Source organism: Novosphingobium profundi (genome assembly GCF_018491765.1).
GTDB lineage: Bacteria > Pseudomonadota > Alphaproteobacteria > Sphingomonadales > Sphingomonadaceae > Novosphingobium > Novosphingobium profundi.
Genome location: NZ_JABWCU010000010.1, coordinates 196,964 through 215,098, shown reverse-complemented (window position 1 = coordinate 215,098; position 18,135 = coordinate 196,964). Strand labels below are relative to the sequence as shown.

General features: G+C 64.8%; 13 protein-coding genes. 6 read left to right on the top strand and 7 right to left on the bottom strand.

Features of this window, described 5'->3' with window-relative positions:
• Positions 1 to 48 precede the first annotated feature (48 nt).
• Both HT136_RS13290 and HT136_RS13285 read left to right on the top strand, forming a co-directional pair.
• Positions 49 to 1,584, top strand: a complete 1,536-nt coding sequence (locus HT136_RS13290) for a glycoside hydrolase (protein WP_343222182.1) — start codon at positions 49 to 51, stop codon at positions 1,582 to 1,584.
• 130 nt (positions 1,585 to 1,714) lie between these two features.
• Positions 1,715 to 3,175 (top strand): arylsulfatase, encoded by a 1,461-nt coding sequence (locus tag HT136_RS13285; protein ID WP_214200256.1) that lies wholly within the window; start codon positions 1,715 to 1,717, stop codon positions 3,173 to 3,175.
• 48 nt (positions 3,176 to 3,223) lie between these two features.
• Here HT136_RS13285 and HT136_RS13280 read toward each other — a convergent pair whose 3' ends face one another.
• Complete coding sequence (locus tag HT136_RS13280; RefSeq protein WP_214200255.1) at positions 3,224 to 3,853, bottom strand: YidH family protein; 630 nt, start codon at positions 3,851 to 3,853, stop codon at positions 3,224 to 3,226.
• Between the two features lie 189 nt (positions 3,854 to 4,042).
• Here HT136_RS13280 and HT136_RS13275 point away from each other — a divergent pair, with 189 nt between their 5' ends.
• Entirely contained in the window at positions 4,043 to 4,393 is a 351-nt protein-coding gene (locus HT136_RS13275; protein ID WP_214200254.1) for a DUF1622 domain-containing protein, read from the top strand.
• Positions 4,394 to 4,436: 43 nt separating this feature from the next.
• Here HT136_RS13275 and HT136_RS13270 read toward each other — a convergent pair whose 3' ends face one another.
• Positions 4,437 to 5,738 (bottom strand): ATP-binding protein, encoded by a 1,302-nt coding sequence (locus HT136_RS13270; protein ID WP_343222181.1) that lies wholly within the window; start codon positions 5,736 to 5,738, stop codon positions 4,437 to 4,439.
• 404 nt (positions 5,739 to 6,142) lie between these two features.
• Here HT136_RS13270 and HT136_RS13265 point away from each other — a divergent pair, with 404 nt between their 5' ends.
• Complete coding sequence (locus tag HT136_RS13265) at positions 6,143 to 7,681, top strand: MFS transporter (RefSeq protein WP_214200253.1); 1,539 nt, start codon at positions 6,143 to 6,145, stop codon at positions 7,679 to 7,681.
• A gap of 162 nt (positions 7,682 to 7,843) precedes the next feature.
• Here the strand turns inward: HT136_RS13265 and HT136_RS13260 are convergent, their stop codons facing one another.
• On the bottom strand, positions 7,844 to 8,455 hold the full coding sequence (locus tag HT136_RS13260; RefSeq protein ID WP_214200252.1) for a glutathione S-transferase family protein: 612 nt from the start codon (positions 8,453 to 8,455) through the stop codon (positions 7,844 to 7,846).
• Positions 8,456 to 8,559: 104 nt separating this feature from the next.
• Between HT136_RS13260 and HT136_RS13255 the strand changes: the two genes are divergently transcribed.
• Complete coding sequence (locus HT136_RS13255) at positions 8,560 to 9,264, top strand: helix-turn-helix transcriptional regulator (protein WP_214200250.1); 705 nt, start codon at positions 8,560 to 8,562, stop codon at positions 9,262 to 9,264.
• 57 nt (positions 9,265 to 9,321) lie between these two features.
• Here HT136_RS13255 and HT136_RS13250 read toward each other — a convergent pair whose 3' ends face one another.
• The gene (locus HT136_RS13250) at positions 9,322 to 10,149 is read right to left on the bottom strand and encodes an oxidoreductase (protein WP_214200249.1); all 828 of its coding nucleotides are present in this window, start codon (positions 10,147 to 10,149) and stop codon (positions 9,322 to 9,324) included.
• Between the two features lie 113 nt (positions 10,150 to 10,262).
• Here HT136_RS13250 and HT136_RS13245 point away from each other — a divergent pair, with 113 nt between their 5' ends.
• On the top strand, positions 10,263 to 11,162 hold the full coding sequence (locus HT136_RS13245; RefSeq protein WP_214200248.1) for an AraC family transcriptional regulator: 900 nt from the start codon (positions 10,263 to 10,265) through the stop codon (positions 11,160 to 11,162).
• 147 nt (positions 11,163 to 11,309) lie between these two features.
• Here the strand turns inward: HT136_RS13245 and rpoD are convergent, their stop codons facing one another.
• The 3 genes from rpoD to HT136_RS13230 all read right to left on the bottom strand — a co-directional run bounded on the left by rpoD (position 11,310) and on the right by HT136_RS13230 (position 18,004).
• Positions 11,310 to 13,346, bottom strand: a complete 2,037-nt coding sequence (gene rpoD, locus HT136_RS13240) for an RNA polymerase sigma factor RpoD (protein WP_214200247.1) — start codon at positions 13,344 to 13,346, stop codon at positions 11,310 to 11,312.
• Positions 13,347 to 13,708: 362 nt separating this feature from the next.
• A complete protein-coding gene (locus HT136_RS13235; protein WP_214200245.1) occupies positions 13,709 to 14,380 on the bottom strand; it encodes a cold-shock protein in 672 nt (223 codons plus the stop codon).
• A 594-nt stretch (positions 14,381 to 14,974) separates the two neighbouring features.
• Positions 14,975 to 18,004 (bottom strand): TonB-dependent receptor plug domain-containing protein, encoded by a 3,030-nt coding sequence (locus HT136_RS13230; RefSeq protein ID WP_246543677.1) that lies wholly within the window; start codon positions 18,002 to 18,004, stop codon positions 14,975 to 14,977.
• Positions 18,005 to 18,135: the final 131 nt, after the last annotated feature.

The following is an 18,135-nucleotide window of genomic DNA, read 5'->3' as shown; positions in this document are numbered from 1 at the left end:
GCAAGCCGCCGCGCCCTGTCGGTGTTCGTGCGAATGAGGAGGGCGGGGGTGGCGCTTGGGACGATCCGCAAGCTGGGCCCCTTGTTGCTATGCACCGCGATGGTCACGCCCGCACTGGCCCAGGATGGCGTGCCGGACGAGCGCTTGGGGGGCGAACCTGCGGTGACGATCACCCTGCGCCCGGATCTTGCGCAGGCGGCCGGAAACCGCCGCGGGGCCTTTGAAGGCTGGGGCACGGCGCTGGCCTGGTTTGCCAATGTCACCGGCGGCTGGCCCGATGCCGAGCGCAACCGGCTGGCCGATCTGTTCTATGGTCGAGCGGATGGGGGCGAGGAGGGGCTTGGCTGGACCATCGCGCGCTACAATATCGGCGGGGGGAACGCCCAGGACAGCGCGCCCTATTTGCGCACCGGCGCGGCGGTTCCCGGCTTCTGGGCGAAGCCCAAAGGCGCGACCGGGCGCGACTGGTGGAACCCGGAAGATCCGGCGCAGTGGAACTGGCAAGCCGATGCCAACCAGCGCTGGTGGCTCGATGCGATCCGCCAGCGGGTAAAGGCCCCGATCTTCGAGGCGTTCTCCAATTCCCCACCGTGGTTCATGACCGTCTCGGGCCGCGTCTCCGGCGCGGACAAGGCCACCGACGACAATCTGCGCCCCGGCATGGAAGGCGCGTTTGCCGAATATCTTGCGCGCGTGGTGGACGAATTGCAGAAGCGCCATCACATCGTGTTCCGCACGCTTTCGCCCATGAACGAGCCCAACACCGATTACTGGCATGCGACGAACACGCAGGAGGGATCGCACTGGAGCCCGCAGCGCCAATCCACGATGATCGAGGCGAGCGACGCGGCGCTGCGTCGTCATGGCCTGGCGACCAAAGTGGCGGCCAGTGACGAGACGAACTCGCACCTCTTCCTGCGCGACTGGGCCGGTTGGAGCCCGGCGGCGCGCGCGAAAGTGGGGCAGCTCAACGTCCACTCCTACGGCACGGTGCACCAGACCGCCGTGCGCGACATCGCCACCGCCAGCGGCATCCCCCTGTGGATGAGCGAGAACGACACCCCGCTCCCGGGCGATCCCGAGACCTTTACCGGCATGGCCTCGCCACTGGCTTTCGCCGAACACGTGGTGCTCGATCTCAAGCGACTGGAACCGACCGCCTGGGTGTTCTGGCAGGCGGTAGAGACGCTGAGCGGGGGCAATGGCAAGCCCAGCTCGAACTGGGGGCTGGTGAAGGCCGACATGGCCTCTTCGGCGCGCGGGCCGCACCCGATCCATGTGACCGGCAAATACTGGGCGATGGCGCAGTTCAGCCGCTATATCCGCCCTGGCGATCGCCTGGTTCCGGTCGATGACATGGACACCGCCGGTGCGCTTTCGGCCGATGGCGAACGGCTGGTCATGGTCCACGTCAACGCCGGGCTCTCGCCGCGAAACCTGGTCGTGCCGAAAGGCTGGCGGGTGAGCATGATCGTCACCGACGCTTCCCGTCACGCGGCGTGCCTGGCGGGTACGAGGGTGCCCGCGCGCGCGATCGCAACGCTGGTGCTGACGAAAGGCGACGCGAAAGCGCCTTGCACATGAAGTGGTCCCTGCGACGAAGCGCGCTTGGTACGACCTAACCGCCGAGCCGATAGGGGTTGACCCTGATGCCGCGGCCCGACCGACGCTCCTACGTCCGAGGGAACAAGCTTCCCAAGCACAGGAGAGTGCCATGCCAAGGGCAAAGCCCAATATCCTCGTAATCTTCGGCGACGACATCGGTTACTGGAACATCAGCTCCTACGGCGGCGATACCATGGGGGTGGCAACACCGAACATCGACCGCATCGGCAAGGAGGGCATTCGCCTCACCTCGTTCTACGCGCAGCCCTCCTGCACGGCGGGCCGGGCGGCGTTCATCACCGGGCAGATGCCGGCGCGGACCGGGTTGACGACGGTGGGCTGCGCGGGCGCCCCGCAAGGCATGTCGGACAAGGACCCGACGATCGCCCAGATCCTCAAGATCGACGGCTACGCCACCGCCCAGTTCGGCAAGAACCACCTGGGCGACCGCGAGGAGCACTTGCCCCACCGCCACGGCTTCGACGAATTCTTCGGCAACCTCTACCACCTCAACGCCAACGAGGACCCGGAGGACCCCGATCGCCCGCAGACCAAGGAATTCGCCGAGCGTTGGAACGTGCGCGGCATCATTTCGGGAACCGCGACGGGCGAGACCAAGGACGAAGGCGTGCTCGACACCGAGCGCATGAAGACCATCGACGATGAGATCGTCGCCAAGTCGTGCGATTTCATGGAGCGCCAGGTTGCCGCGGACACGCCCTTCTTCATCTGGCATTGCGCCAGCCGCATGCACGTCTTCACGCATATGCTCGACGAGCGCAGGGGCGTCTCGCGCGCTTCGGAAGCGGACATCTACGGCGATGGCCTTGCCGAGCACGACGGCCATGTCGGCCAGCTTCTCGACAAGCTCGACGAACTGGGCATCGCACAGGACACCATCGTCGTCTATACCTCGGACAACGGCGCCTACCAGTACATGTGGCCCGAGGGCGGCACTTCGCCGTTCCGCGGCGACAAGGGCACGACCTGGGAAGGCGGCGTGCGCGTGCCGTGCGTGATCCGTTACCCGGACAAGATTCCGGCCGGGCAGGTCAGTTCCGAAATCGTCGCGATGGAGGACTTCTTCATGACCTTCGCCGCGCTCGCGGGCATGCCCAAGCTCGACGAGAAGCTGAAGGAAGGCCTCGAGCACGAGGGCAAGAGCTACAAGGTCCACCTCGATGGCTATGACCAGACCGCGCTGTTCACCGGTACCGGGCCCTCGACCCGAAAGCACTACTTCTACTACGACGAAACCAACCTGGCGGCGGTGCGCTATGGCCCCTGGAAGGTGACGATCGCGGCCAAGATGGAAGGCAAGTGGGACAACCCGCTGGTCCACCTCGGGCGCCCGATGATCACCAACATCCTGATGGACCCGTTCGAGCGCCAATGGGGCGACGTCAATCGCAAGCTGGCCGAGCACAAGGGCTGGGTGCTGCTTCCGATCATCGACTTCATGACCAAGCACGTGATGACCTTCAAGGACTTCCCGCCGCGCCAGGAGGCGATGTCGGGCGACTTCTCCAAGCTCATCGACAAGTTCAAGGAACACGCGGCGCAGGATTGACGGCGCCTGCGCCGATCGGCCGGCCACCCTTGCGGGTGGCCGGTACCGTCACCCGAACACCTGCAGCCCGAAGCCCACGTTGAGCACGGCCAGAATGCCCACGATCAGCAGGCCGATGGCAACCAGCAAGGTGACCGAAAAGGGATAGCGCGCGTCGCCGTGCACGAGCGACTGGGCCACCAGTTCCTTGCGCCGCGCGCGCAGTTCGTTGGCAAACTGGATGTGACGCACGATGCCGCCCAGAAGAATGATCAGTCCCAGCACGATCAGGCTGAGGCCGAAATTGCCGGGCGCGTGCGAGGCCGCGATCATCTCGGCATCGCTCAGCTTGCGAAAGGTCTGGTAGAGCGTGAAGCCGAACCCGATCATCGAGAGCGAAGTGCGCACTTCGGCCATGAGGGTCCGGTCTGCCGCCATGCGGGTGCGCTGGATGGCCATGCCAGTGCGGCGCATGCCGAGTTCGGTACGGTGCTGCGACAAGTCGGTGCGGAATTCGGAAAGGTCGGTGCGGTGCTCGGAAAGACCGGTGCGCCGACGCGAAAGCGTGGTGCGAAAGCGCGACAGGATGGTCGCGGCCTTGCCTTCCTCGCCCGGCGCAATCTCGGGCAGGGGAGGGACCTCGCGCGGGTCCACCCGCTCGGGCCGAAGTGGTGCACTTTCGCGGATCGGGGGCGCCATGTTCGTTCTCTCCTCGTCTCGCATCCACCCCGCTCCCGTGCGGTGCGTGGGCAGGACAGGTTCCTTGGGAACTTGCGGAATCTAGCGCGGCCCCGCAGGCGGGCCCATCAGGTATAGTGCCGAGGTCGTACAGGCAGATGTTGCAGGACGGGCAACGCGCCCACAAAGCCGTCAGGAGGCGAAGCCGCGATGGAAGAGAGTTTCAAGACACTCGCTGAGGGGGCGGCGCTGGTGGTCGAGACACTGGCCGTGCTCACCGTGTTCATCGGTGCCTTCATGGCGGCCCTCAACATCGCCAAGGGCCTTTTCGCGCGCACGCTCCCCATGCCCGCGTTCGTGCGGAGCGTGTGGCAACGCTTCGCCGCGTGGATCCTCATCTCGCTGGAATTCGCGCTCGGTGCGGACATCATCCGCACGGCGATAGCCCCCACCTGGGACGATATCGGCAAACTGGCGGCAATTGCCGCAATTCGCACCTTTCTCGGCTTCTTCCTCGACCGGGACATGAAGAGCGTGACGGAGATCAAGGCTTCGCAGTGACCGCGTCGCACTCCCGCAAGCGGGCGGGTCGCTCGGGCGGGTTCTAGCTATCCGGGCTCGGCACCCGCACATGAACGGCAAGGCCCCCTGCATCCGAGGTGGCGAAGTGGAGCTCCCCGTTGAAGCGGGTCATCAGGCAGTACGCGGTGGGGATGCCCAGTCCGAAGCCGGGCGTATCGCGGCTTCGGGCCGTATCGAGCCGGAAGAAGGGGTCGAGTATGTCTTCGAAGTACTGTTCGGGAATGCCGGGACCGCTGTCGTGCACGACGATCGCCGCCCGGCCCTGGGCGTCGCGGCCGATGTCGACCAAGGCTTTTTCGCCATAGTGGATGGCATTTTCGGCAAGGGCGAACAGGGTCATCGCCAGCGGTTCGCGATACGTGCTGAGCGGCATGTTCTCGCTGGCGCGGACTTCGACGTGGTCACCAAAGGTCGACAGGACATCGCGGACGAAAGCCTCGAGCTCCAGCGTCTCGGGTCTCGCCTGCATCCGGTTTGCTTTCAGGAACGTCTGGAGCGAGGCGAGAAGGCCCTCCATCTCGTCCACGTTGGCAAGCATGAGCGCCGACATTTCCGCGTCGTCGACAAGTTCGGCCGCGATCTTCTGGCGCGCGAGCGGCGTGCGCAAGTCATGGCTTATCGCCTCGAAGGACTTTGCCTGATCCCGGATCAGCCGGGCGATGCGCGCCTGCATCTGGTTCATGGCATGGGCAAGCTCGCGGATGTCGCGCGGGCCGCTTTCGCGAATATCGACGTCGCGTCCGTGGCCGATGCGGTCTGCAGCCGTGGTCAGCCGGCGCAGCGGCCGGGTCAGGAGGTGGAGCAGGCCCAGTCCCAGCGCGAGAAGGCTGGCGGCGCCCACGAGGGTCATCACGATCGCCCGGTTGGCGATCGGCCACATCGAGTTGATGTCCAGCGAGCGAAAGTTCAGCCAGTTTCCGTCGCCAAGGCGGATGGAGCCGACGAGGTCCGAAGTCTCGTTCGCGCCCGGCACTTTGGCCAGACGCAGCGCACGATCGGCCAAGCTCGGTTCCCAGGTGACGATCTTGCCGGCGATGTCGCGTGTATCGGGCGAGGAGGCCTGCGTGTCGATTTCCGGCTGCGGGGTAACCGTCGCGACCAGATGGCGGGTGCTCATCGCGCCTGACGTCCGTTCCGGTGACAAGGTGTGGACGCGATCGCTCACCACCAGCAGTTCCGCAATGCGGCGGGCATGATCTTCGCGAACCGCCTGGCGGTCTATGGCCTGGTAGAAGGCGAGACTGGCACCCAGCTGCACGGCGGCCAGGAACACGAACAGCAACATGACGAGAGCGACAAGCTTGGGCTTGTGGGGACGTCGCACGATGGGGCACCTCTCAAGGATTGGTCCGATTTGACTTCGAACTCCGTCGAAAGATGCGTTCCACGCCACTCAAGAAGGGTCAATGAAGCCGCAGGCCCGGAAACACTTTGAAACGATCGAGGAGGGCGCGTAAGGCAAATTCGCGCCGAAAGTCCTGATGCAACTGGCGGAAATGCATGCCCGCGTCCGACCGCGCCAAACCAGTTGCAATCATTGCATCCCTTGCGGGCGGCGCAAGGTTCCCAAACACGCAACCTCGCCTATAGGAACAATCCAAAGGCGCGCGGCCGACGAAAGCGCGTCCTGCACCGTTTCGCGGGCGCCTTGTCGCCATCATCGGGCGCCTTCGCGCCACCGGAAAGCTGATCGATCATGACCTCCACCGCTCTGCCTCTCGCGCTTCCATGCTGACGCCGAGACGCCGTGGCATCGCCTCGGTCAACGCCGAGGTGCGCGACGGGATCGTTCCCGCCGCCGGTGCGCTCGCCCCGGCGCGCGATTCCGGTGGGCCGCAGACGTCCGGGCAGAACTACCGCCTAGTGGCGCTGATCGTGGCCTCGGCGCTGTTCATGGAATTCGTCGACGCGACCGTGCTGGCGACGGCCCTTCCCACGATGGCGCGCGATTTCGCGGTGCGGGCACAGGACATGAGCATCGCGCTCACGTCCTACCTGCTGGCCCTGGCGATCTTCATTCCGGCTTCGGGCCTGCTTGCCGACAGGTTCGGCTCGCGCACGGTATTCCGCGCCGCGATCGCGCTGTTCATGGTGGGCAGCCTTGCCTGCGGACAGGCACCGACGCTCGAACTGATCGTGCTCGCGCGGTTCGTGCAGGGGATGGGCGGGGCAATGATGATCCCGGTCGGACGCCTCGTGCTGCTGCGCTCGGTCGCCAAGCAGGACATGGTCAACGCGATGTCCTGGCTCTTGGTGCCGGCCCTGATCGGCCCAATCGCCGGACCACCGCTCGGCGGATTCATCGTGACCTACCTCGACTGGCGCTGGATCTTCTACATCAACCTGCCGATCGGCCTCGTCGGGCTGTGGCTGGTGAGCCGCTACATCGCCAATTTCAAGGAGGACGAGGTCGCGCCGTTCGACCTGTCCGGCTTCGTGCTGAGCGGTGTCTCGCTCGGTTGCCTGCTGTTCGGGTTCGAGATGGCGAGCCGGGCGGGCAAGGGATCGCTGGCGCTGGGACTGATCGCGATCGGCACGGTGGCGGGCGTGCTCTACATCCGCCGCGCCAGAGGCCGCGAAGGCGCGATCCTCGACCTGACGCTGCTCCGGGACCCCACGTTCCGTCTCTCGGTGATCGCCGGCTCTGTCACCCGCATCACGCAAGGCGCGCAGCCCTTTCTGCTCCCGCTGATGATGCAGGTGGGCTTCGGCTTTACCGCCGCGCGCAGCGGGACGATCACTGTTGCCACCGCGGTCGGTTCGCTCGCGATGAAGGCGGTCGCCCCGCGCGTTCTGCGCCGCTTCGGGTTCCGGCGCACGCTGATCTGGAACGGCGTGATCGCAACGGCCGGCTACGCCACCTGCGGACTGTTCAGCCCGAACTGGCCGACCTGGGCGATGTTCGCCATCCTCGTGTTCTCCGGCTTCTTCATGTCCTTGCAGTTCACCGCCTACAACACCATCGCCTATGACGGCATCGCGCCGCGCCAGATGAGCAGCGCGACCGCGTTCTACTCGACCTTCCAGCAGCTTATGCTCTCGCTCGGCATCTGCGTTGCCGCCTTGGCGCTGCACCTCGCCATGCTGGTCCATGGCAGCGAGCATGCCACCCTTGGCGATTTTTCCGCCGCGTTCTGGGTGGTGACGGCGATTTCGCTGGGCGCCACGATCTGGAACGTGCGCTTTGCCCGCGACGCCGGCGCCCAGATCAGCGGGCATGATGCCGCAGGCGAGAACAGCGGCGATACGCGTCGCGCGAAGGGCTAGGCGGGCGCGCTATCCGGGTCCGGCGATGTTCCAGGCGTTATCATATTCATTTGGAGCTCATACCCGCCAAATCCGATAATATTTCTTATGTTAAATTTTTGAGTTTTGAGCGGGGCGCAGGCGATCCGGATCAAAGCCCAGTCCGGATCGCCTGCGCGCCAGTCAGGCGGCCACTTGCAAACCGGATTGATCGTCCCGAGCCAGGCTGCGGATGGCCGCAGGACGGGCGCGGCATCGCGCGACATAGGCATCCAGCACCTCATCGTCCGGAAATGCGCTTCGTCCAAAGCCCAGCGCGCTGGCGATGAGCACGTCGGCAGCCGTGAACTCGGCACCCATTACATAGGGCCCTTCAACAAGCGCGTTGCGCAGCCGTGCCAGCACGGCAGCATGATCGCGCTGCTTGCCGGGCGACTGCGCCAATGCGCCGGACAGGCCCGCGAACATGGCCTGCTCAAGTTCGGTCGCATACCAGGCAATCCAGCCAAGATACTCCCCCCGGCGCCGATCGCCCGGCACAGGCGCCAGCCCGGCCGCCGCAAACGCATCGGCCAGATAAAGCACGATACCCACGGATTCGGTGACGAGCCTATCGTCATCGAGAATGGCCGGGACCCGCCCGTCTGGATGCGGGTTCGCCGGATCGGGAAGTCCCTTGCCGGTCATCGGCCGGAAGATCGAGACAGGCCGGATTTCGTACGTAGCCCCCAGTTCCTCCAGCAGCCAGATAATGCGGGAAGAGCGAGATTGCGGAGCGTGGAACAAGGTGATCATGGGGAATTTCCTCGATGGGTTTTCGCTCTGCGACCGGTGTCGCAAGGCATTCCCGCTTGTATCCAGGGCCTGCTGACAGCATTCTGTCAGCAGGAGACCAAGCCGTGCGCCGTGCAGACAGATTGTTCCAGATAATCCAGATATTGCGTCGCTCGTCTCGGCCCGTGACGGCGGATGAGATCGCCCGCGAATTGGAGGTATCCAGGCGCACGGTCTATCGCGATGTCGCGGACCTGATCGCCCAGCGCGTACCCGTGCAAGGAGAGGCGGGATTCGGATATATCCTCGACGATTCCTTCGACATGCCACCGTTGATGCTGACAGCCGACGAGATCGAGGCCGCCGTGCTGGGCGCGCAGTGGGTCGCCGGGCGCGGGGACCCGGCTCTCGCCAACGCCGCCCGTGACCTGATCGCCAAGATCACCCGGGTGGTACCCGAGCGCCTGCGCCCGGTGATTGCCCATCCCGCCATCGGCACGCGGCCCCCGATAGCGAATGTCGCCGATCGGATCGACCTGGCGCGGACCCGCCAGTGGATCCGAGAGGGCCGCAAGATCGAGATCGAGTATCTCGATCAACACGAGGCCCCCACGGTGCGGGTCATCTGGCCGATCATCCTCGGCTTTCTCGACGAGGCACGCATGCTTGCGGCCTGGTGCGAGTTGCGGGAGGATTTCCGCCACTTTCGTGCAGACCGGATCGTGGGCGCCCGCTTTTTGGAAGAGAGGTACGCCATCCGCCCCGGGACCCTTCGCCTGCGTTGGCGACGGGACATGGATAAGCGCCATGGCCGCGATGACGCAGCCTGACCTTTGTCGTCCGAACAGGCCCCGATCCATCGCGGCGCGGGTGCACGTGCGTTCGGCTCATCCATCCGTGGACAAGGTCAGGCTCTCCCATGCCTCGATCTCGCGAGCCATGTCCTCGTAGCGCTCGCGCACGAGGCGCAGGGCATCGCTCCCCAGCAGCAACTGCGGTGGCGGCGCTTCGGCGTCGATCAGGGTGAGGACGGCCTGGGCGAGCCGGGCGGGATCGCCGGCCTGCTTGCCGTTCTTCGCCTTGCGCGCAGCCCGGATCGGATCGAACTGGGCGTCGTAGTCGGCGATCACGCGCGCGCTGCGGACCATCGATCGTCCCGCCCAGTCGGTGCGGAAGGAACCCGGGCACAGCGCCGTGACGTGGACGCCGAAAGGCGCCATTTCCGCGCGCATCACCTCCGAAATGCCCTGCAGCGCAAACTTGCTGCCGCAGTAGTAGGCGATTCCGGGCATGGTGATCATTCCGCCCATCGAGGTCACATTGACGATGAAGCCACGGCGACGTTCGCGAAAGCGGGGCAGAAGCGCCTTGGCGACCGCGACCGCTCCGAACACATTGACGTCGAACTGGCGGCGCATTTCCTCGAGCGGAGATTCCTCGAGAATGCCTTCGTGGCCATAGCCCGCGTTGTTGATCAGGACATCGATCGGGCCATGTTCGCGGTCCGCTTGCGCGACGATAGCCTCCACCGTCTCGAACTGCGTGACATCGCATAGGACCGCTATCGCTTCAGGCAGGCGTTCGATCAGGCGTGCCCGCGCGGCCTCGGATCGGACCGTGCCGATGACGCGGTGGCCGGCTTCAAGCGCGGCCTCGGCGATGGCAAATCCGAAGCCCGAATTCGCCCCGGTGATGAAGAAGGTGCGTCGTGACATGGCGGTGTTCCTGCTGGTTGCCTTTATGCCTTGCCAAATGGTACAATCCTCTGGTCCGGAAAACGGCCATTTCTCTGAAATTCTTGCTCGATCCTATGACACTTGCACGTGAAATGCCCTGTCTCGTGGACCTGGCCGCCGCTCTTGCGCCCCGGCACGGGTACAATTCGACCCGCCTTCCCGGCCTGCGCATCCTGCGTTCGGAAGCCATGCTCGAGGACGTGCCGGTGCTCTACCGGCCCGGTGCCGTCTTTGTCCTGCAAGGCTCGAAGCAGGGCTTTCTCGATGGAGACGTCTATCGCTACGATGCCGATCACTACCTCGCGATCGCGGTGCCGGTGCCCTTTCGCATGGCTTCGCAGGCCCACCCGGGTTACCCCCTGCTCGCCATCTATCTCGACTTCGACCTGCAACTCGCGGCCGAGATCGCCGCCATGATGGCCTCGGACAGGATGATGCCGGACGCCTCGCACGCCCGCGAGCCCGCACGCGGTCTCGTCTCCAGCCCGACGGAACCGACCATTCGCGATGCGCTGCGACGTTTGCTGGTGGCTCTCCAGACCTCGCAGGAAACCTCGATCCTGGGGCCTGGCCTCCTGCGCGAATTGCATTTTCGCGTGATGACGGGGCCGCAGGCACGCCCCCTTCTGACTGCCCTGCAGCGCGACGGAGGGGCCGACCGGGTGGTCAGGAGCCTATCCGTGATCCGCGCAAGCTATCACGAAAAGCTCACCGTACCCGCCCTCGCCCAGGCCGCCGGGATGAGCGTGGCCTCGTACCACGCGGGATTCAAGGCTCTCACCGGCAGTTCGCCCATGCAGTACATCAAGGCGATGCGCCTGCACGAGGCGCGCCTGATGATCGCGCGGCGCGAAGCGTCCATAGCCGCGGTCGCGCTGCAGGTTGGCTATGCCAGCCCCGCGCAGTTCAGCCGCGACTTCAAGCGTCACTTCCATCGCAATCCCAGCGACGAGGCCACCTGGCTGCGCGAACACATCGGCGAGGCCTCCTAGCTGCGGCAAGTCCCTGCCGGACTAGTGCCCCAATGCATAAGAGCGGCCTCCCCCGACCCGAGCGAGGTGGCAAAGACCACACCGCGGCGTGTCCCCGGAGGTGGACATGGCCGCTCCCGATCGGAACGATTTTCCGGCGGCCTGCGCTTAGTCGAGGAACGCGCGCATGATGCGCGAACGGCTCGGATGCTTGAGCTTGCGCAGGGCCTTGGCCTCGATCTGGCGGATGCGTTCGCGCGTCACTGAGAACTGCTGACCGACTTCCTCGAGCGTGTGATCGGTCGGCATGCCGATGCCGAAGCGCATGCGCAGCACGCGCTCCTCGCGCGGGGTGAGCGAGGCCAGCGTGCGCGTGATCATTTCCTTCAGGTTGGACTGGATCGCGGCGTCCACCGGGATGACGGCGTTCTCGTCCTGGATGAAGTTGCCCAGGCTGCTGTCTTCCTCGTCGCCGATCGGCGTCTCGAGGGAGATCGGCTCCTTGGCGATCTTCAGGACCCGCTTCACCTTTTCAAGCGGCATCGAGAGCTTCTCGGCCATTTCCTCGGGCGTGGGCTCGCGGCCCTGATCGTGGAGGAACTGGCGGCTGGTGCGCACGAGCTTGTTGATCGTTTCGATCATGTGGACCGGGATACGGATCGTGCGGGCCTGATCCGCGATCGAACGCGTGATCGCCTGCCTGATCCACCAGGTGGCATAAGTCGAGAACTTGTAGCCGCGGCGATACTGGAACTTGTCGACCGCCTTCATCAGGCCGATGTTGCCTTCCTGGATGAGGTCGAGGAACTGAAGTCCACGGTTGGTGTACTTCTTGGCGATCGAGATCACCAGGCGCAGGTTCGCCTCGACCATTTCCTTCTTGGCGATGCGCGCCTCGCGCTCGGCCTTCTGGACCATGGTCACGATGCGGCGGAACTCGGACAGGGCCATGCCGGTGGATGCGGCGATGTCCGAAATCTCCTGTCGGATGCGCTCGGCCGCATCCGCCTCGTTTGCGGCAAAGGCGGCCCACTTCTTGTCCCTGCCTGCCACTTCGGCGACCCAGGTGTCGTCCAGTTCGCGGCCCGTGTAGGCCTCGAGGAAATCGGCACGCTTGACCTTGTGGCGCTCGGCCAGGCGCAGCATCTGGCCGCCCAGCGTCGTCAGGCGGCGATTGAAGGAATAGAGGCTTTCGATCAGGTACTCGATCTTGGTCGCGTGGAACTGCACCGATTCCACTTGCGCGGTCAGATCTTCACGAAGCTGCTGGTACTGGTCTTCCTTGGCCTGCGGGAAGTCGATGCCCAGGGCCAGCGCCTCGAGCCGGTCGTTCTGGACGCGTTCGAAGGTGTGGAACAGATCGGTGATGAGCGCGAATTTCTCGAGCGCTTCGGGCGTCAGCGCGGCTTCCATCTGGCCGAGCGAGAGGGTGTTGTCCTCTTCCTCGTCGTCCTCGACCCGGCGCTTGGCGATCGGGTTGCCGTCCTCGTCGACCTCCTCCGAGTTGTCCTCGTCGGCGTCGTCGTCTTCCTTGAAGGTGGGACCGGCGGTGGCCGCGGAAATCTCGCCGTCGCCCTCGCCATCCTCGCCCAGGTTCTCGGCCTGCGGCTCCTTGGAAAGCATGGCTTCGAGATCGAGGATCTCGCGCAGCTGCATGTCGCCGTTGTTGAGCGCCTGCGACCATCCGATGATCGCGTGGAAGGTCAAGGGGCTTTCGCAAAGCCCCATGATCATCATGTCGCGGCCGGCCTCGATGCGCTTGGCGATGGCCGCTTCACCCTCGCGGCTGAGCATCTCGGCGGCGCCCATTTCCTGCAGGTACATGCGGACCGGGTCGTCCGAACGCGCGTGACTGTCGGCCTTGCGGCTTTCGCCGGGACGGCGCCGCGAATTGCCTTCGTCGAAATCGGAATCCGAGCCCGAATCGTCATCGCGATCATCGACGGCCTCGACGCCGTCTTCCTGTTCACCCTCGTCATCGTCATCATCGTCGTTCTCGATGATCTTGACGCCCATTTCCGAGATCGCGGCCATGATGTCCTCGATCTGATCGGTGGTCATCTGGTCCTGAGGGAGAGCGGCATTCAACTCCTTGACGGTGATGACACCCTGGCGTTTGGCGCGCGCGATGAAGCGCTGGACCGAACCCTTGTCCAGGTCGAGAAGAGGAGAATCGTTGTCGCCGCTGCGATCGTCGTTGGTCATGCAATCCGTTGTCATCTTATCGGCCCAGTCACGACGATGGTGTCGCCAGGACATGGCCAGGTTCTCAGATCATCAGCCTGTTGAGGCCGGCGAAAGGCCTCCGTGCAGGCGGGTATGAGCCCTCCGTGCCGAGGGACTCATCAAATGGTGCCAGACATCGCCTCCGCAAGGAAGCGGATCAATCCACGCGCGGCGCAATCGGCTCGGGGCCGCAGGCCCTTTTCCCGCAACCTGCCTGTCGAAGGCCGGCCCTGATCCGAACCTTCGCCAATCGGCGCCTGCCTGCCCTCGCCGATCGTAACGCGATCGGGCGAAGCGCGGGTCGAAGCCATGGCCACCTGCGGCAGCCATGGCCAGATCCATCAGCGCTGGACCAGATTGACGGCCGAGGCCTTGCCGCGGCGATCGATCTCGATCTCGAATTCGAGCTGGTCGCCTTCCGCCAGGCCCTGCAGGCCCGAGCGCTCGACCGCGCTGATGTGCACGAAGGCATCCGGCTGGCCGTCGTCGCGCACGATGAAGCCGAAGCCCTTCGTGCCGTTGAAGAACTTGACCGTGCCGGTGGCCTTTTCGCCCGTTAGCTGACGCTGGGCGGGAGCGGGCGACCGCTCGCGACGTTCAGCGACAATGACTTCGCCGACGACGGTGAGGTCCGATGCGGAAATCTTTCCGTTGCGCTCGACCAGCTGGAATTCCAGCTGCTGGCCTTCCGCCAGCGTTTCGAGGCCGGCGGACTGCACGGCGCTGATGTGCACGAAGGCATCGTCGCCGCCATCGTCAAGCTGAATGAAGCCGAAGCCCTTGTCGGGGTTGAAGAACTTGACCGTACCACGGCCCTGCCCCACGACCTGGCCCGGGCCGCCGCGCGAACCGCCGCCGCCAAAACCGCCGCCACGCGAGCCACCGAAGCCACCGCGCTGGCCGCCACCGAAGCGGTCACCACCGCCAAAGCGATCGTTTCCGCCGCCCCAGCGATCATCACCACCGCCGAAACGATCGCGACCATACCCGCGATTTCCCCTGTCGAATGTCATTTCTCAGATACCTTATGCTACGTCCGATAAAACCTGTCCTCGCGAGTGAACGTAGCACGCAAGGCCGCAGACCCCGTTCAGGGGTGCAAGACGAAAGCCGATAGCAGCGGAATCGCGCCTTGGCGACTAGGCTGCGTCGACAAATTCGCTCGGGGTGCCCGATTCCAACAAGACATACGATATTCGCAGTTCGCGCGGCGGGGTCAATGGCGGTGTTGCGCGCAAGCGATGGTTTGGTGCCCTCGGCGCCGATCGCGCCGTGCACCTGCCGTGAGCATTTGGTTCAGGAAAGGATCGCACACGCGAGAATCGGGCGCCGTGATCGACCGCCCCCCCCCCGACTTCCTCGGCAAGTCCTGTCGGGCGGACGCCAGGGTGACGGCGCAAAAGTGTGCCTGGAACCAAGGCCTATGTCGCCATGCTCCGCGACCCGGCGCAGGAACAGGCATGTAATTGAATTCCTGCGCTTCGAGCGCGCAGGGCAGGTTGCAAGGCGGGATCAGAGACAAGGGACACCCTTCCCTGATCCCGCCTCGCGCTTCCGGCTGCCCGGCCATGCCGGACAGTCGGAAGCGGTCACCTCGTCAGGAGGGCTTAGAAATCGACCTTCGCGCCGATGCGCATGTAACGGCCCATGAACAGGCGGTCCTGCCATGCAGCGTTGAACTGGTAGACACCGTAAGCCGCGTTGGGGTCGTAGTTCGGCTTGCCGTCGAGGATGTTGAGAACATCGGCGTAAAGCGTGAACTTGCCTTCGGCGATCTTCGTTTCGACGTGACCGTCGAGATCGAAGGTGCTGTGGCCATGGCACTGCACCGGATTGCCGCTGTCCGGGTACGTCACGAGCTGACCCGATTCGGCGCTGGCGGCGCAATCCTTGTAGGTGCCACCGGCATCCGAGGCGGTGCTCGAGTAGCCGCTGGTGTAGTACGCGGTAAGCGTCAGGCTGGTCTTGTTGTTGAAGGCCAGCGTGTTCTGCCACGCAGCGCGGAAGCGCGGTGCGCCCGAGCACGAGGTCCAGTTGCAGCCACCCAGCGAACCGTCGAAGCGGTTGATCTGGCCGTCGATGTCCTGCTCCAGACGGATCAGGTACGAAGCGGTGGCGTTGGTGCTGTAGGTGATCGAGTCGTTGAGGTCGAAGATGCCCGAAGCCGAAACGTCGATCCCCTTGCCCAGCATCGAGTTCGCGTTCTGGAACGGAGCCACGACCTCGCCCAGCAGCGGCAGAGCCGAGAGGTTTTCCGGATCCGGAGCGCCCTGGGTGACCGTGAAGCCCGGAATCGTGACGACGCCGTTATTGCTGTAGTACTGCTCGTAGACTTCCGCGGTCGGGTTGACCGAGGTGATCAGGTTCTTGATCTTGGTGCGCCAGTAGTCGACCGTCAGCGTGATGTTGCGGGTCGGCTGGATCACCGTGCCGAAGGTGTACGAGGTCGACTTTTCCGACTTCAGCTTCGGGTTGCCCGAGGCGGTGATGCCCAGGCTGTAGCCGCCCTCGTAGTAGGCCGGGTTGCTGGCGTGCGCGGCGCAGAAGTCCGCATAGGCCGCATTCGAGCAGTTGATGGTCGAGGTGATGTAACCGGTCGAGGGATCCTGGAACGATTCGTTCAGGTTCGGCGCACGGAAGCCCTTCGAGAAAGTACCGCGCAGCTTGACCTGCTCGATCGGCTGGAATTCGGCTTCGAACTTGGGCGCGAAGTTTTCCTGGCCGGTCGAGTAGTGGTCGTAGGAACCATCGGCCTTGACGCGGAACGAGTCCACGATCGGCACCGAGATTTCATACGAGGCCGACCACACGTCGCGGTGGCCCTTCACGCCGATCGCGTTGATCGAGTAGTAGCGATCGGCCGGGTTGGCGTCGTTGGCCGGGTTCGAGCTCGGGTTGTTGATCGACTCGTAGCGATACTGGCCCGCAACCGCGATGTTGACCATGCCGCCGGGCAGTTCGAACACGTCCTTGCTGAGTGTGCCGATGATCTGCGCCAGCTTCGAGGTCGCGCGCTTGTGCTGGTCGGGGAAGACGCCCTGGGTGGCTTCCAGCGAGTTCTGCGAGGGATCCACGAAATTGTAGGTGCCCTGCGCCACGGCGTCCATCAGACCCTGGACGTTGATGTAGCCGGTGTTGGTGACGTCAAGCGTGACTTCCGAGGCGGTGGCGCCGACCGAGTAGTCCCAACCATCGCCGAACGAGCCATTGACGCCGCCCGAGACGCGGTAGGTCTTGGCGTTGGTGTAGGTCCAGGTCGGGATGTCGGGCATGCCCAGCAGACGCGCCGACTGGCCCTGCGCGGCGAACGGGTTGTTGGGGTTGAGCACGCCGTTCGAGGCATCGCAGCCCGAGCCGGTGAGGATGCCGCCCGAAAGCGAACCCGTGCCGCTCGAGCAGACATACGTCGGCAGGAGGATCTGGCTGACCGTGACGCGCTCTCCACCCGCAGCCGTACGGCCGGTCCAGCCGATCGGCGCCGCGCGGTTCGCGGTGGTCACGTTGTAGTAGTTGAACATCAGATAGGCTTCGGTGACGTCGTTCAGACGGACCGTGCCGCGCAGCGTGCCACCGATGCGCTTGGTGCGCGCGGTGTAGGCCTCATAGTCGTTGATGAGGTCCTGCTGGCACACCACCGAGGGGGTGCCGGCAACGCCGCCCGCCTGCTGTTCGGGCGTCAGCGTAACGGCGGTCAAGTTGCCGCAGCCCGCGCCGGGGTTGAGCATCTGGTAGTTGCCCTGGGAAACCCAGTTGCCGTCCGCGTCCTGCGCGTAGGGCTGCACGAAAGGTACGATCGTCGACTGGATGCCGTTGAACCCGCCGTCGGCCTGGATGCCGTTGCGCACGTTGTTGGTGAGGCAGCCATCGCTCGCGCTGCCGCAGATCGAGGACTGATCCGCCGTGCTCCACGGGCCGTTGCGGGCCGACAGGTCCATCCCGGCGTTCTTCTGGTATTCGAAGTTCGCGTAGACGTTGAAGCCCTGGTCGTCGAGGTCGCCATAGCCGTAGGTGCCGTTGATGCGCTGCTCGGCGCCATCGCCGCGCTGCGAAATACCCATCGAGCCGTCGAGGTGGAGGCCCTGGATCTGGCGCTTGGTGATCACGTTGACCACGCCGGCGATCGCGTCCGAACCGTACGTCGCCGACGCGCCGTCAAGCAGCGTGTCGACGCGCGACACGATCGAGCCGGGCATCGAGTTGATGTCGACGATGTTGCGCTGGCCATCGTCGGCAAGCGGGTAGTAGGCGGTGCGCATGCCGTCGAACAGCGTCAGCGTGTAGGCGTTGTTGAAACCGCGCAGCGAAGGGGCGGTCGCACCCGTGGTGAAGCCATTGCCCGACCAGCTTGCCGGGATGGTGCCGGCGTTGTTGGCGGTCAACGTCTGCAACGTGTCGGCGACGGTCTTGATGCCGCGCTTCTCGAGGTCGTCCGAAGTGATCGAGACCACCGGCGAGGCCGTGGCGGCAGCCGGATTGCGCGTGATCGAACCGGTCACGATGATGACATCGTCGCCGCCCTTGGTGTCTGCGGCGGTCGGGGCGTTGGCATCCTGGGCGCTGGCCGTGCCGCACAGCATTGCAAAGGCCGACAGGCTTGTTGCAGTGCACAATGCAGCCTTCAGGTGAAGAGCTTTCAAAATGTGGTTCCTTGTCCATTTGGTGCGCCCGAGACGTGACCGGACCGGGCTGCTGTGTGATCTAAGTCACACACGTTAGCGCTCACCCTGGAGCGCCAATGGCGTTCCTTTGCGGGCATTTTGCACCGGTT